Genomic DNA, 15385 nt, shown 5'->3' with positions numbered 1-15385 from the left:
TGCCGCTGTCAGTGGGTCGTCCTACCCTCAAGAGCGATGGCACAGGTGTGGAAGTGCGCGGGACTGCGGTGGGCGGCCGACGGTGCCGTGCTGGTGTGGGACGGAGGACGGCGCAGCGCGCTGTCCAGGGGGAAGAGCGTGGCCTTCGGGGTCGCCGGAGAGGGTGGGCGGCGCTGCGTGGGAGCGCGGGGGAGCCCGTGTCCGGTGCGGGCGGTCGTGTCGGGGCGCAGTACCGGCGCGCGGTGCGAGGAGTGCGCCCGGCTGGATCGGGCGCACTCCGTGGCCGCCGACACGATCGCGGACGATCCCCGGCCCTACCGCGTCTACCTGGCGTGGTTCGGGCCGGGCATGGTCAAGGTCGGGATCACGGCCGCCGAGCGGGGCTCGGCCCGGCTGCTTGAGCAGGGCGCCGTCTGTTTCAGCTGGCTCGGCGTCGGCCCGCTGATGGCCGCTCGGCGCACGGAGGAGCTGTTGCGGGCCGCGCTCAAGGTCCCCGACCGGATCCCGTACGCCGCCAAGCGCGCCGTGCGGTCCGCGCTGCCGGAGACCGGGGCCGAGCGGGCCGCGGAGGTGACGGCGCTGCACGCGCGGGCGCTGGAACTCGACGCCTGGCCCGAGTCGCTCGTCCGTCAGCCGTGCCAACCCGTCGACCACGTAGGTGCGTTCGGGCTCCAGGGGCTGCCCGCAGCCGTGGGCGAGGTGGCCGAACTGGTCCACGGGGGCACGGTCAGTGGTGAGTTGGCCGCGGTCGCCGGACCCGATCTGCACCTGGCCACCGCACGCGGGCTCGTCGTCCTCGACTCCCGGCTGATGACCGGGTGGGAGCTGGGCGCGGGTGGTGCGGGCGGCGAAATCACCGTGCCGGTAAGGGAGTTCAGGCCAGAGGCGGCGGGTCTGCAGGACGGGCTGTTCTGAAGGTCAAGACTTGGATCCCGTACGGAACCCTTTGGGCAAGGTCCCTGGACCCGGGCGGCGGCCAGGCCGACCCTGGACGTCATGAGCGATCACCGTGTTGCGCCTGTCGCCCCCAAGCCCACTCCCGCCCCCACTCCCGCCCATGAAACCCCTTACTACGCCGTCGTGTTCACCTCCGTCCGCACCGACGAGGACGGCGAAGGGTACGCCCGGACCGCCGAGCGGCTCAGCGAGCTGGTGCAGAGCATCCCCGGCTTCCTCGGCGAGGACAGCGCGCACACCCCCGGCGGGCTCGCGATCTCCGTCGCCTACTTCCGCGATCTCGCCGGCATCGACGCATGGCGGCACGACGCGCGGCACCGCGAGGCCAAGCAATATGGTCGGGAGCACTGGTACGAGCGGTACTCGATCCACATCGCCCGGGTGGAGCACAGCCACGGCTTCACCCGCAGGGATTTCCCAGGTGCTGCCTGAGAGGCACCTGTGTGTTTCTCAGGGAAATCACAGATTGGTGAAAGCGTGTTCTCAGAGGACCCCGACATGGTGTCCACCATGACCACGACCTCGCCCCAGGGGCGCACCGAACTGCTGAGGCCGGACGGGAGCCCCGTCCGAGTGCTTGTGGTGGACGACGAGCTGTCGATCACCGAACTCCTTTCCATGGCCCTTCGTTACGAGGGCTGGCAGATCAGGAGTGCGGGTGACGGGCACGGGGCCGTCCAGACGGCCCGCGAGTTCCGGCCGGACGCCGTCGTCCTCGACATGATGCTGCCCGACATGGACGGCCTCGCGGTTCTGGGGCGCCTCAGGCGCGAGCTGTCCGACGTGCCCGTCCTGTTCCTGACGGCCAAGGACGCGGTCGAGGACCGTATCGCCGGGCTCACCGCCGGCGGCGACGACTACGTCACCAAGCCGTTCAGCCTGGAGGAGGTCGTCGCCCGGCTGCGCGGACTCATCCGCCGCTCGGGCGCGGCCGACCGGCGGTCCGACTCCGTGCTCGTCGTCGGCGACCTGACCCTGGACGAGGATAGCCACGAGGTCTCGCGGGGCGGGGAGAACATCCACCTCACCGCCACCGAGTTCGAGCTGCTGCGCTTCCTGATGCGCAACCCGCGGCGCGTGCTCAGCAAGGCACAGATCCTGGACCGCGTGTGGTCGTACGACTTCGGCGGCCAGGCCAACGTGGTCGAGCTCTACATCTCGTACCTGCGCAGAAAGATCGACGTCGGCCGGGAGCCGATGATCCACACCCGTCGCGGGGCCGGTTACCTGATCAAGCCCGCCGTGTCATGAGCGGGCGACGACGGCCGCGTACGCAGAGACATGGGGGTCCCCCCGCTCGAGCGAAGCCGAGAGTGGGGGAGGGACAGCCGCGGACCCTGCGGGCGCGGCTCGTCGTCGCGTCCGTGGTACTGATCGCCGTGGTGTGCGCGGTGATCGGCACCGTGACCACGCTTGCTCTGCACGACCACCTGTACGGTCAGCTGGACGACAAGGTGCATGACGTCGCCATGCGCGCGGTCGGCAGCCGCATGGACGGCCAGCAGCCGCCGGGCGACCAGAGCACGACCCCGGATCCCCGACCCGGACCGGACGATGAGACACCGGCGAGCGACAAGGCCGCGAAGTTCGTCAAGCTGCCCCCGACGCAGCCCAAGACCATCGCCGCGTACGTGGAAGACGGCAAGATCGTCAGTGCGGCCGTCGCCGAGCAGCAGAACAACAGCTACGGCGTCTTCAAGCGCATGAGCGCCGGCAGCCTCAACGCGGCACAGAGGGCGGCCATCGCCTCCGTGGCGAGGGACCGCCATGCGCACTCCGTGGACGTTCCGGGCCTCGGGGAGTACCGCGTCCAGTACGTCACGAACCAGGCCAGCGGCGATTCGTACTACGTCGCCCTCCCGACCGGCGAGGTCAACAGCACCATCAACACCCTCATCCTCGTCGAGGTCTGCGTCACCGCCGCCGGCCTCATCGCCGCCTCCCTTGCCGGCACGGTCATCGTCGGCGTCGCCACCCGCCCCCTGCGCCGCGTCGCCGCCACCGCCACCCGGGTCTCCGAACTGCCCCTGCACACTGGCGAGGTCAACCTCAGCGAGCGCGTCCCGGAGTCCGAGACCGACCCGCACACCGAGGTCGGCCAGGTCGGCGCCGCGCTCAACCGGATGCTCGACCACGTCCACGGCGCCCTGCACGCCCGCCAGCAGAGCGAGACGCGGGTACGGCAGTTCGTCGCGGACGCCAGTCACGAGCTCCGGACGCCCCTCGCCTCCATCCGGGGCTACGCCGAGCTGACCAGGCGCGGACGCGAGCAGGTCGGGCCCGACACCCGGCACGCCCTCGGCCGTATCGAGTCCGAGGCGGGCCGGATGACCCTGCTCGTCGAGGACCTGCTCCTGCTCGCGCGCCTGGACGCCGGCCGGCCCCTCCAGTTCGAGCACACCGACCTCGTCCCGCTCGTCGTGGACACCATCAGCGACGCCCGGGCCGCCGGCATGGACCACAACTGGCGGCTCGAACTGCCCGACGAACCGGCCCTCGTGTCGGCGGACGCGGCACGGCTGCAACAAGTGCTGGTCAACCTGCTGGGCAACGCCCGCAAACACACCCCGCCCGGTACGACCGTCACGGCACGCGTGCAGCGCCGCGGAACGTGGATGTGCGTGGACGTCGAGGACAACGGCCAGGGCATCGCGCCCGAGCTGCTGCCGCACGTCTTCGAGCGGTTCGCGCGCGGCGACTCCGCGCGCTCCCGGGCCACCGGATCCACCGGACTCGGGCTCGCCATCGTGCAGGCGGTCGCGACCGCGCACGGCGGTGCCGTCACCGTCGACAGTGTCCCGGGGCGGACCGTGTTCACGGTTCACCTGCCCGCGCTCGGCCCCGTCGCGCCGCGGCCCGCCCCCGAAACGAACCGGCAGCCGCACTCACAGGCACAGCACAGCGTCACCACAGGGGCGGAACAGGGCGCCTGACGAAAGTCGGTTCCATGCGAACCGACTCTTCTCCCGGCACCCTGCCGGCGCGGGAGCACCTCCCGGCCGGAAACGCCGGTACGCCTGTCCTGGACGTAGTGATCCCCGTCTACAACGAGGAGAAGGACCTCCGGCCGTGCGTGCTCCGACTGCACGAGCACCTCGTACGCACCTTCCCGTACGCGTTCCGCATCACGATCGCGGACAACGCGTCCACGGACACCACCCCGCTGGTGTCGGCGCGGCTGGAGGCGGAGCTCCCCGAGGTCAGGTCCTTCCGGCTGGAGCAGAAGGGCCGCGGTCGGGCGCTGCGGACCGTCTGGTCCGCCTCGGACGCCCCGATCCTCGCGTACATGGACGTCGACCTGTCCACCGACCTCAACGCCCTGCTGCCCCTGGTGGCGCCGCTGATCTCGGGTCACTCGGACCTGGCGATCGGTTCCCGGCTGGCCCGCAGCTCGCGCGTGGTGCGCGGCGCCAAGCGGGAGTTCATCAGCCGCTCCTACAACCTGATCCTGCGCGGCTCGCTGCGGGCCCGCTTCTCCGACGCGCAGTGCGGTTTCAAGGCGATCCGACGTGACGTCGCCCAGGCGCTGCTGCCGCTGATCGAGGACACCGGCTGGTTCTTCGACACCGAGATGCTGGTCCTCGCCGAGCGTGCCGGGCTCCGTATCCACGAGGTGCCCGTCGACTGGGTCGACGACCCGGACTCGACCGTGCACATCGTGAAGACGGCGACCGACGACCTCAAGGGCGTGTGGCGCGTGGGCAAGGCCCTGGCCACCGGGTCGCTGCCGCTGGACCGGATGACCCGCCCGTTCGGCGATGACCCGCGCGATCGCGAGATAGAGGACGTGCCCAGGGGCCTGGCCCGCCAGCTCGTCGGGTTCTGTGTCGTCGGCGGCCTGTCGACCCTCTTCTACCTGCTGCTCTACAGCGGCTTCCGGCAGTTCTCCGGCTCGCAGATCGCCAACGCGCTCGCGCTGCTGGTCTCGGCCGTCGCGAACACGGCGGCCAACCGGCGCCTGACCTTCGGGGTGCGCGGACGCGGTGGCGCCGTCCGGCACCAGGCGCAGGGCCTGGTCGTCTTCGGCATCGGCCTCGCCCTCACCAGCGGCTCGCTGGCCGCCCTGAACGCGGCCACCGGCAATCCCGCGCACTCCACCGAACTGGCGGTGCTCATCGCCGCCAACCTCGCTGCGACAGTGCTGCGCTTCCTGCTCTTCCGCGCGTGGGTCTTCCCGGACCGCGGCGACACCGACCAGGTGTCGACGGCCGTGGCCGCGCACCATCCGTCCTCGCCGACCTACGCGACGACGGTTCCGTACCAGCCGGGCGGCACGCCGCTCCCGCAGCGCCCGGTGCCCTACCCGCCGTACCAGACCACCCAGTTCCGCGCCGGTGAGGCCGCGGACGGCAACTGGAGGGACGCCACCATGCGACTGCAGCCGGTGCGCCCTCACGACACCGACCCGGGGGACCCCCGATGACCATCCAGTACGACCGCACGACCCACCCCGCGGCCCCCGCACCCGAGTCCGGCGAACCCCGGCAGCCCTTCGTACGGAGACTGTGGCGCGGCCGGCCCGAGGACCCGCGCTGGGTGCGCCCGGCCCTCCTCGGCCTGCTCGCCGTCACCTTCCTGCTCTACCTGTACGACCTGGGCGCCTCCGGCTACGCCAACTCCTTCTACTCGGCGGCCGTCCAGGCGGGCAGTACGTCCTGGAAGGCGTTCTTCTTCGGCTCGCTGGACGCGGGCAACGCCATCACCGTGGACAAGCCCCCGGCCGCGCTGTGGCCGATGGCCCTGTCGGTGCGGATCTTCGGCCTCAACTCCTGGGCGATCCTGGTGCCCGAGGTCGTCATGGGCGTCCTCACGGTCGCCGTGGTGTACGCGGCCGTGCGCCGCCGGTTCAGCCCCGCGGCCGGTCTGATCGCGGGCGCCGTGCTCGCGCTCACCCCCGTCGCGGCGCTGATGTTCCGGTTCAACAACCCGGACGCGCTGCTGGCGCTGCTGATGGCCGTCGCCTGCTACCTGGTGGTCCGGGCCCTGGAGGACGGCCGTACCAAGTGGCTCGTGTGGGCGGGCGTGGCGATCGGCTTCGCCTTTCTCGCCAAGACCCTGCAAGCTTTCCTGATCCTGCCGCCACTGGCCCTCGTGTACGCGGTGTGCGCGCCTGTGCCGGTGCGCAGGCGCCTGGGACAGTTGGCCCTGGCCACGGTCGCGCTGGTGGTCTCCGGCGGCTGGTGGGTGGCGATCGTCGAGCTGTGGCCGGCGTCCTCCCGCCCGTACATCGGCGGCTCGCAGAACAACTCCTTCCTGGAACTGACCTTCGGCTACAACGGCCTCGGCCGGCTCAACGGCGACGAGACCGGCAGCGTGGGCAGCGGTGGCGGCGGTGGCGGCAACGGCACGAGCATGTGGGGCGCGACCGGCTGGGACCGGATGTTCAACTCCGAGATCGGCGGCCAGATCTCCTGGCTGCTGCCGGCCGCACTGATCCTGCTCGGCGCGGGCCTGGTGGCCACGCGCAGGCTGAAGCGGACCTCCGTCACCCGGAGTTCGTTCCTGGTGTGGGGCGGCTCACTGCTGATGACCATGGTCGTCTTCAGCTACATGGCGGGCATCTTCCACCAGTACTACACGGTGGCCCTCGCCCCCTACATCGCGGCCGTCGTCGGCATGGGCGCGGGCCTGCTGTGGGAGAAGCGCGCCGAGACCTGGGCGTCGATCACCCTCGCCGCCTCGGTCGTCGCGGCCGCGGCCTGGGGCTACGTCCTGCTCAACCGCACTTCCGACTACCTGCCCTGGCTCAAGTGGCTGGTCCTGATCGGCGGCCTGACCGCGGCCCTCGGCCTGGTCTTCGCCGGCCGGGTGACCCGCCGGTTGGCCCTCGGGGCGGCGGCGGTCGGCCTGGTCGCCGCGCTCGCCGGTCCGACGGCGTACACCCTCAGCACGCTGCGGGAGGGCCACTCCGGCTCCATCGTCACGGCGGGCCCGGCCGGCGCGAGCATGATGGGCGGCGGGCGCGGCGGACCCGGCGGCGGGATGCGCGGCGGCAACGGCGCTCCCGGCGGCATGATGCCCGGCCAGAACCAGCAGGGACAGCAGAACGGCAACGGCCTGCCGGGCGGCGGCAACGGCGGCTTCGGCGGGATGCCGGGTCAGGGCCGGCCGGGTCAGCAAGGGCAGCCGGGTCAGCAGAACGGCACCGGGAACACCCCGGGCCAGGGCTTCCCCGGCGGCGGGCAGCCGGGCGAGGGCGGCGGCATGGGCGGTGCCGGCGGTCTGCTCAACGGCGCGAGCGTCTCCTCGGCGGCCAAGAAGCTGCTGGAGACCGACGCGGACGACTACACCTGGGTCGCCGCGTCCATCGGCTCACAGAACGCCGCGAGCTACCAACTGGCCACCGGCGAGGCGGTGATGGCGATCGGCGGCTTCAACGGCACCGACCCGTCCCCGACACTGGCCCAGTTCAAGAAGTACGTGGCGGACGGCAGGATCCACTACTTCATCTCCGGCGGCGGCATGGGCGGCGGCATGGGCGGCAACTCCAGCGGCACGTCCGCGCAGATCACCTCGTGGGTCCAGAGCAACTTCAAGAAGGTGACGGCCGGTTCGGCCACCTTCTACGACCTCACACAGCGCACGAGCAACTGACGGGCGGCCGACAGCGGCCGAGAGGCGGTGGCCGAGAGGCGGTGGTCGACAGGCCACCGCCTCCGCGTCGCGGTCGCCCAGGAGCTCGGATGGGTACGGAAGGAGTGCGGGCCCAGCAGCGAGGCAAGTGGTCGCGGTTCCAGGAAGGTACGCCGATGGTGAAGGCAGCCGAGCGGTCGGCGCGTACCAGCGTCTGGCTGGAGGACAAGGCGCGCCGCGGAGGGCGGGGCGGAGGACAGCCCTCCGGGCTCGACCGCGACCGGATCACCGAGGTCACCGGGGGGCTGCTGGACGCGGAGGGACTGGACAGATTCTCCATGCGGCGGCTCGCCGCCGAGCTGAACGTCACCGCGATGTCCCTGTACTGGTACGTCGACACCAAGGACGAACTGCTCGAACTCGCCCTGGACGCGGCCTTCGGCGAACTGCGGCTGCCGGATGCGGAGGACGGCGGTGCGGACTGGCGCGACCAGCTGCGCACGCTGGCCACCGCGTACCGCGTGCTCCTGCTCCGCCACCCCTGGCTGTCCCCGCTCGCCGGGCGCTACCTCAACATCGGGCCCAACTCGCTGGCCTTCTCCCGGCGCGTACAGCGGATCGTCCGCCGCTCCGGGCTCCCCGCACACGGCATCACGGGCGCCATCTCGGCCGTCTTCCAGTTCGTCTACGGCTACGGCACGATCGAGGGCCACTTCGCCGCCCGGGTCGCGGCCGCCGGCACGACCCCGGACGAGTACTTCCGTACCGCCATGAACGCCGTGTCCGAGGCCCCGCGGACCGCCGACGTCATCAGAGAGCCCGAGTACATCATGGCGGCCCGCGGCGGTGACACGGTCGAGGAGATACTCGACCGCGACTTCACCTTCGCCCTGGACCTGCTGGTGGCCGGCATCGAGGCGATGGTCGCCCGCGGCTGACTAGCCCTCGGACACCAGCCGCGCCGGAAAACCGCCTGTCGCCACCGGGCCCCAGCGTTCGGGGGTCACCCGGATGAGGGACTTGCCCTGCTTGACCATCGCCTGCCGGTACTCGTCCCAGTCCGGGTGCTCGCCGGCGATGTTCCGGTAGTACTCGACCAGCGGTTCCACCGAGTCGGGTGAGTCGATGACCTCCGCCGTGCCGTCGATCTGGACCCACGGCCCGTTCCAGTCGTCGCTCAGCACGATCAGGCTGGCCCGCGGGTCCCGCTTGGCGTTACGGGTCTTGGCGCGCTCCGGGTAGGTGGAGACCACGATCCGGCCCGAGTCGTCGACCCCGCAGGTCAGCGGCGACCCCTGGGGGCCGCCGTCGGCCCGCCGGGTCAGCAGGATGGCGCGGTGACGGGGGCGTACGAAGTCCAGCAACTCGTCGAGCGAGACGCTGGTGTTGCTCGCGATGTTCGGTGCCATGGGGGCAGCCTAGGGGCAGCCGGCCCGTCCCTGGCTGACCCTCCTGTGCGTACGTCCGCGCCTACACCTGCGGCAGTGCGGAGCCCTGGACCGCCTGGATCTCCAGCTCGACCTTCAGCGTCGTACCGATGGCGGCGACGCCCGCCTGGACGATCTGGTTGTAGTTCATCGTGAAGTCCTCGCGGCGCAGCTCCGCCGTCGCGCGGAACGCGGCGCGGGTGCCGCCCCAGGGGTCGGAGCCGGTGCCGAGGTAGGCGAGGTCCAGGTCGACGGGGCGTACGACACCGTGCATCGCGAGCTCGCCGTGGACCTTCCAGCGGTCGGAGCCGGCCGCCGTCACACGGGTGGAGCGGTAGACGAGCTCGGGGTGCCGCTCGACGTCCAGGAAATCCGCGGACCGCAGATGGGTGTCGCGCATGCCGTTGCCGGTGTCGATGGAGGCGGCGCGGATGGCGGCCTGGACGCGGGAGTGGGCGATGTCGTCCGCGGCGATCTCGATCGTGCCCGCGAACTCCGTGAACCGTCCCCGCACGCTGGAGATCCCCAGGTGCTGGGCGACGGCACCCACCGTGGAGTGCGCCGGGTCGATGGTCCACGGACCGGGCGGCGGCAGCTCCGTGCCGCCCCGCCGGGCCAGCGTCACCGTGCCGACCTCGGCCCGGCCGCTCGCGGTGACGATCGCGCTGACGGCGGCGGGCGCGTACCCGACGGCCGTGACGATCACCGTGTAGGCCCCCGGGGCGAGCTCGGTCGTGTCCCGTACGGACCCCTCCGCGTCGGCCTCGGCGCGCAGCGCCTGCGCGCCCGCCATGTCGGTCACCGTGACGACCGCGTGCTGCACGGCCCATCCGTCCCGGGTGCGGATCCTCGCGGTCAGTCCCATCCCGTTCTCTCCCTGGAAAGCCGAATGAATTGCGCGTCATGAGACCGGCCCGCGGCGGGCGCGCTCCGAGGGAGGTGCGCCCGCCACGGGCCGGGTGGGACTACTCGCCGGGGTGGGCGAGCTCGATGTCGTGGCCGTCGACTCCGGTGCCGTGCACCGTCAGGGCCGTCGCCACCGGCGGGTAGCCCGTCGCGATGACGGTGAACTCGCCGCCGTTCAGGTCGGCGAAGGCGTACGCCCCGTCCATGCCGGTGGTGGCCGTGCCGACCACGTTGCCCGCCGCGTCCACGAGGGTCACGCGGGCGTCGGCCAGCGGGCCGTGCGGGGCCCGCACGACACCGCGCAGCTGGGCGCCGGCGTCCAGGTCGACCGCGACGCGGGTGACACCGGTGGCGCCGATCTCGACCGGCAGGGCACGGGGCCGGTAGCCGGCCGCGTTCACCGCGACGGTCACCACGCCCGGCACCAGCTCGGTGAAGGCGAACTCGCCCTGGTCACCGGTGGCGGCGGTGGCCAGCAGGTCGCCGCGCACATCGGTGACGATCACCATCGCGTCCTTGACCGGCAGCGTGCTCGCGGCGCCCCGGACCACACCGCTCAGGCCGCTGGTGCCGCTGAGCAGGATGTCGTACGGCAGCGGCTCCTCGCCGACCACGATCGTGGACGCCTGCGGCTGGTAGCCGTCGGCGGCGGCGATCAGCACGTACGTACCCGTGCCCGGCGCGTCCAGCGCGTAGGCGCCGTCGGCCTGCGCGACCGAGCGGCCCAGCTGGCGGCCGGAGAGCGAGATCAGGGTGACCGCGGCCTGCGCGACCGGGGCGCTCTCGGCGCCGCGGACGAAGCCGTGCACCGGGGTGCCGCCGAGGGCGGACGGCTCGGGGACGGGGATCGTGGCGACCGCGGTCAGCTGCGTGGCGGCTGCCGCCTCGGCACCCTCCGGACCGTCCTCGGCGTTCACGACCGGGACGGCCCAGCTCGGCACCGTCTCCTCGGCCGGAGCGGGGGGCGCGGCGGTCGGCACCTCGGCCGGTGCCTCCTGCGTGGCGGCCTGCGCCAGGGCGCCCTGCGTCCTCAGCGGGACCTCCTTGATGAACAGCGTGATCAGGAAGGCCAGCAGTGCCAGACCGGAGGCGATCATGAAGACGTCCGCGATGCTGTGGCCGTACGCGCTCTCGATGACCGTGCGCAGCGGCGCGGGCAGCTTGTCCAGGTCCGGGATGCTGCTGGTGGAGCCGGAACCGGAGGCGAGGTGGGCGTACTTGGGGCCGAGGTCGGCCAGGCCGTCCTTGACGTAGTCGGTGATCTTGTGGGCCATGACCGCGCCGAGCGCGGAGACACCCATCGCACCACCGAGGGAACGGAAGAAGGTGACCGTGGAGCTGGCGGAGCCGAGGTCGCTCGGGTCCACCTGGTTCTGCGTGGACAGCACCAGGTTCTGCATCATCATGCCGATGCCCAGGCCCAGCAGGGCCATGAAGATCGCCATCTTCCAGTAGGCCGTGTCGTACCGGATGCTGCCCAGCAGGGCCAGTCCGGCCGTCACCAGCACACCACCGCTGACCAGCCACGCCTTCCACTTGCCGGTCCGGGTGATGAACTGGCCGGAGACGGTGGAGGAGACGAACAGGCCGCCGATCATCGGGATCGTCAGGACGCCCGACATGGTCGGGGACTCGCCCCGGGCCAGCTGGAAGTACTGGCTGAAGAAGACCGTGCCGGTGAACATCGCGACACCGACGAAGAGCGAGGCCATCGAGGAGAGGGTGATGGTGCGGTTGCGGAACAGCCGCAGCGGGATGATCGGCTCGCTGGCCTTGGACTCGACGAGGACGAACAGCAGGCCCAGCGCGACCGAGCCGCCCACCATCGCGTACGTCTGCCACGACACCCAGTCGTACTTGTCGCCGGCGAAGGTGACCCAGATCAGCAGCAGCGAGACGGCGGCGGAGATGAAGAAGGCACCGCCCCAGTCGACCTTCACGTCCCGCTTCACGACGGGCAGGTGCAGGGTCTTCTGCAGCACGATCAGCGCGATGATCGCGAAGGGCACGCCGACGTAGAAGCACCAGCGCCAGCCCAGCCAGTCGGTGTCGGTGATGACACCGCCGAGCAGCGGACCGCCGACGGTGGCGACGGCGAAGGTCGCGCCGAGGTAGCCGGAGTAACGGCCGCGCTCACGCGGGGAGATCATCGCCGCCATGACGATCTGCGCCAGGGCGGAGAGACCGCCGACGCCTATGCCCTGGACGACGCGGCAGGCGATCAGCATTCCGGCGTTCTGCGACAGACCGGCCGCCGCGGATCCGAGCACATAGATGACGAGCGCTATCTGGACGAGCGCCTTCTTGCTGTACAGGTCGGAGAGCTTGCCCCACAGAGGAGTGGCGGCCGTCATGGACAGCAGCGCGGCCGTCACGACCCAGGTGTAGGCGGACTGGCCGCCGCCGAGGTCGCCGATGATCTCGGGCAGCGCGTTGGACACGATCGTGGACGACAGGATCGCCACGAACATGCCGAGGAGCAGCCCGGACAGGGCCTCCATGATCTGCCGGTGGGTCATCTGAACGCCGTCGGGGGAGCCTCCCCCGTGCTTGGCGTGAGCCCGCACACCGGCTGGTGTGGTCGTTGCCATGGGCTTCCTTCTCTTACGTCTACGCGGGTGTACGGGTGGTCTGTGAGGTCATGCCGAGTACGGGGGTGAGGACGGGGCCGGGGGCCGTCACCTGGGCCTCGGCCCCGGCGCCGGCGCCGGCCTGCGCCTGTGCCTGGGCCGGCGACCGAGCGGGGTGAAAGGACCGGCAATCGCCGAAGCACTCCCGCAGCCGGGTCATGAGCCGGATCAGCTGGTCGACCTCCTCGTCGGACCAGTCGCCCAGCCGCTCGGCCAGCAGCTCGGTGCTGCGCCGGGACAGCTCGCCGAGCATGGACTCGCCGGCCGCGGTGAGCCGCAGGATGCGCGAGCGCTTGTCCGCCGGGTCGGGGGACCGCTCGATCCAGCCCCGCTCGGCGACGTGCGCCACGTGCCGGCTCGTGACGGACATGTCGACGGAGAGCAGCTCGGCGAGCTTGCTCATGCGCATGTCGCCGTGGCGGCCGAGCAGCGTCAGTACGGCCGCGGAGCCGGCCGGGCAGTCGTGCGGAAGGATCCGCCCGAGGTCCCGCTTCACCGCTCCGACGGCACTGAGCTGACGTGCCAGCTCCTCGAACTGCGCCTGCTCCGCCATCACACCTCCCGCATTCGTTGCTCAGGGCAACCATAGATATGTTTGGTTGCTGCAGGCAAACAAACAGGGGGCTTGCGGCCTAAAAACTTGGCAAAGACAAGTATTGCAACCGTAAATACGCAGGTGGGGGCGGCGGCGAACTGCTCAGCGACCAGCAGTCCCCATCAGGGCATCGCCCGAGGCCTCGAAACTCTGTACGGCCTCTTCACCGCCCCCCACTTGGGCAGCCCCACTGGACTTCGCTAATGTCTCGGGCCATGGCTAACACCCAGGGCCCCCAGGGCAACTACGACCCCGCCGGCAACACCCAGATGTTCCGCGCGTTCGTCGACGAGGCCCCCCAGTCCACGCAGCAGACCTCGGCCCCCGCGGGCCCCCGCATCGGCCTGATCGTCGGCATCATCGCGGCGGTAGCGGTCGTGGCGGCGGTGGCTTGGCTGGCACTGAAGTAGCCCGCCGAACCGAAACCGGCTGAGCGCACGGCCGCGCCTCAGCCATTCCGCGACGCCCACACCCGACTGGGTTTGCCCCCTGTCGGGCCCCGCCGTGTGCCCTGACGACCCGCGCTGGCAACTCACCGTGGGGGCCGCCCGCTTCTTGGCCAGTGTCGTGCTTCCGCGCCCGAGTAAAGGGCGCTGCACTGTCGCTCCGCGTCGCCTTCGGCGATCGGCCTACGGCCGACCCTTGACTCGGGCCGCTCCAGCACGGGTGAGAAGCGAGCGGGCAGCCCGAAGAAAGTGGCCGGCTCGGGGGGTTTGCCCTGGAGTGGGCTGCGTTCTGAGCCGGGGTTGACGGGCGCGGCCGCGCCTCGCCTGCACGCCGGGTGGGCTTAGCGGGTGGACGGCCGGTGGGTGGGGGGCGCCCGGGCCGAGTGGCGGCACGCCGGGTGGACTTAGCGGCGAGCGGCCGGTGGGCGGGAGCGCGCGAGCCGAGTGGCGCCACGCCGGGTGGGCTTAGCGGCGAGCGGTCGGTGGGTGGGAGCGCGCGAGCCGAGTGGCGGCACGCCGGATGGGCTTAGCGGCGAGCGGCCGGTGGGCGGGAGCGCGGTCGCGCCTCGCCTGCACGCCCGGGGGGGCTTGGCGGCGATCGGTGAGCAGCGGGTCAGGGTGCGGGCTGGTGGGCGGGGCATGTCATGCCTCACTCGTCACACCGGCCTCCCGGATCACCCCCCGCCAAGCAAGTGGACACTTTCGGACAGCCGGGGCCCCGATATCCAGGGCCTATGCGGCCATCGGGTGTCCCAAACCGTCCACATGCCTGCCCACAGCACCTCACGACCCCACCGGGGCCTGCCACCCGCCCCGTACACGCCCTCGTCCGCCGCCGGGACACCGCCCAGATGCCCGAGCATGCGACGCGCAGCCACACCTCACCCCTGCCAACGGCAAGCCGCCCCACCCAGCAACAAGCCACCAACCAGCCCCGGCGCGCCCCGCCATCCCGGTCGCAGGCCGCTAAACCGGCCCGGCGTGCCGCCACCCGGCCCGCGCACCCCCACTCACCGCCCGGCCTGCGCGGGGGCCAAGCGCGTCCGCGCCACCTCCCACCGGGCGCAAGCCGCTAAACCGGTCCGGCGTGCATGTGAAGTGCGGCTGCGCCACCCACCCACCCACCCACCGGTCGCCGCTAAGCGTCCCCGGTGTGTAGGCGAGACGCGGATACGCCCCACCTACCGGCCGTTCACCCGCCAAGCCGACCCGGCCTGCTGGCCAGGCGCGTCCGCGCCACCTCCCACCAGGCGCAAGCCGCTAAACCGGTCCGGCGTGCATGTGAAGTGCGGCTGCGCCACCCACCCACCGGCCGCAAGCCGCTAAACCGGTCCGGCGTGCTGGCGAGACGTGGATTGGGGTTCCCCCGGCCGTTCACCCGCCAAGCTGTCCCGGCGTGCCGCCACCCGGCCCGCGCGCCCCCACCCATCGCCCGGCCACCCGCCAAGCCCACCCGGCGTGCCGGCCAGGCGCGTCCGCGCCACCCGTCCACCGGCCGCAAGCCGCTAAGCCCACCCGGCGTGCTGGCGAGACGCGGATGCGCCCCCCGGACCGGTCGTTCACCCGCCAAGCCCACCCGGCGTGCCGGCCAGGCGCGTCCGCGCCACCCGTCCACCGGCCGCAAGCCGCTAAGCCCACCCGGCGTGCAGGCGAGGTGCGGCCGCGTCCGTCAACGCCGGATGCGAACGCAGCCGACCGACGTCCGTGAACCCCGCCCAGCCACCCGTTCTTCCGGGCCGCCCGCTCGCTTCTCAACCGGGCTGGAGCGACCCGAGTCAAGGGTGGCCCGCAGGGCCATCGCCGAAGGCGACGCGGAGCGGCAGCGGAGCGCCCTTTACTCGGGGCGCGGAA

At 71.8% G+C, this 15385-nt stretch carries 12 protein-coding genes; 8 read left to right on the top strand and 4 right to left on the bottom strand.

Annotated elements, in window-relative coordinates; genetic code table 11:
• The first annotated feature begins 36 nt into the window (after window positions 1–36).
• The 7 genes from ACWGKT_RS11535 to ACWGKT_RS11505 all read left to right on the top strand — a co-directional run bounded on the left by ACWGKT_RS11535 (window position 37) and on the right by ACWGKT_RS11505 (window position 8468).
• Entirely contained in the window at window positions 37–915 is an 879-nt protein-coding gene (locus tag ACWGKT_RS11535; RefSeq protein WP_453273421.1) for a DUF2797 domain-containing protein, read from the top strand.
• An 81-nt stretch (window positions 916–996) separates the two neighbouring features.
• Window positions 997–1389: an antibiotic biosynthesis monooxygenase family protein gene (locus tag ACWGKT_RS11530; protein WP_453273420.1), complete on the top strand. Its 393-nt coding sequence runs from the start codon at window positions 997–999 to the stop codon at window positions 1387–1389.
• A gap of 78 nt (window positions 1390–1467) precedes the next feature.
• Window positions 1468–2208, top strand: a complete 741-nt coding sequence (locus tag ACWGKT_RS11525) for a response regulator transcription factor (protein WP_453273419.1) — start codon at window positions 1468–1470, stop codon at window positions 2206–2208.
• Window positions 2205–3890 carry an ATP-binding protein gene (locus tag ACWGKT_RS11520; protein WP_453273418.1) on the top strand — a complete coding sequence of 562 codons (1686 nt, stop codon included), beginning with the start codon at window positions 2205–2207 and terminating at the stop codon, window positions 3888–3890. Before ACWGKT_RS11525 ends, ACWGKT_RS11520 begins: the two co-directional genes overlap by 4 nt.
• Window positions 3891–3904: 14 nt before the next feature.
• On the top strand, window positions 3905–5380 hold the full coding sequence (locus ACWGKT_RS11515) for a glycosyltransferase (protein ID WP_453273417.1): 1476 nt from the start codon (window positions 3905–3907) through the stop codon (window positions 5378–5380).
• Complete coding sequence (locus ACWGKT_RS11510; protein ID WP_453273416.1) at window positions 5377–7551, top strand: ArnT family glycosyltransferase; 2175 nt, start codon at window positions 5377–5379, stop codon at window positions 7549–7551. Before ACWGKT_RS11515 ends, ACWGKT_RS11510 begins: the two co-directional genes overlap by 4 nt.
• A 155-nt stretch (window positions 7552–7706) precedes the next feature.
• Window positions 7707–8468 carry a TetR/AcrR family transcriptional regulator gene (locus tag ACWGKT_RS11505; RefSeq protein WP_453273550.1) on the top strand — a complete coding sequence of 254 codons (762 nt, stop codon included), beginning with the start codon at window positions 7707–7709 and terminating at the stop codon, window positions 8466–8468.
• On the opposite strand, the gene ACWGKT_RS11500 is transcribed toward ACWGKT_RS11505, so the two are convergent.
• The 4 genes from ACWGKT_RS11500 to ACWGKT_RS11485 all read right to left on the bottom strand — a co-directional run bounded on the left by ACWGKT_RS11500 (window position 8469) and on the right by ACWGKT_RS11485 (window position 13046).
• On the bottom strand, window positions 8469–8939 hold the full coding sequence (locus ACWGKT_RS11500) for a PPOX class F420-dependent oxidoreductase (protein WP_356143475.1): 471 nt from the start codon (window positions 8937–8939) through the stop codon (window positions 8469–8471).
• 61 nt (window positions 8940–9000) lie between these two features.
• Window positions 9001–9822 (bottom strand): YceI family protein, encoded by an 822-nt coding sequence (locus ACWGKT_RS11495; protein ID WP_453273415.1) that lies wholly within the window; start codon window positions 9820–9822, stop codon window positions 9001–9003.
• 100 nt (window positions 9823–9922) lie between these two features.
• Window positions 9923–12454: an MFS transporter gene (locus ACWGKT_RS11490; protein ID WP_453273414.1), complete on the bottom strand. Its 2532-nt coding sequence runs from the start codon at window positions 12452–12454 to the stop codon at window positions 9923–9925.
• Window positions 12455–12473: 19 nt separating this feature from the next.
• Window positions 12474–13046: a MarR family winged helix-turn-helix transcriptional regulator gene (locus ACWGKT_RS11485; RefSeq protein ID WP_453273413.1), complete on the bottom strand. Its 573-nt coding sequence runs from the start codon at window positions 13044–13046 to the stop codon at window positions 12474–12476.
• 257 nt (window positions 13047–13303) lie between these two features.
• Between ACWGKT_RS11485 and ACWGKT_RS11480 the strand changes: the two genes are divergently transcribed.
• Window positions 13304–13498 (top strand): hypothetical protein, encoded by a 195-nt coding sequence (locus tag ACWGKT_RS11480; RefSeq protein ID WP_235460555.1) that lies wholly within the window; start codon window positions 13304–13306, stop codon window positions 13496–13498.
• The last annotated feature ends 1887 nt before the right edge of the window (window positions 13499–15385 follow it).

Source organism: Streptomyces sp. NPDC054794 (genome assembly GCF_053611585.1).
Note: the sequence above shows the minus strand (reverse complement) of the source record. Positions and strands in the feature narration are given on the sequence as shown.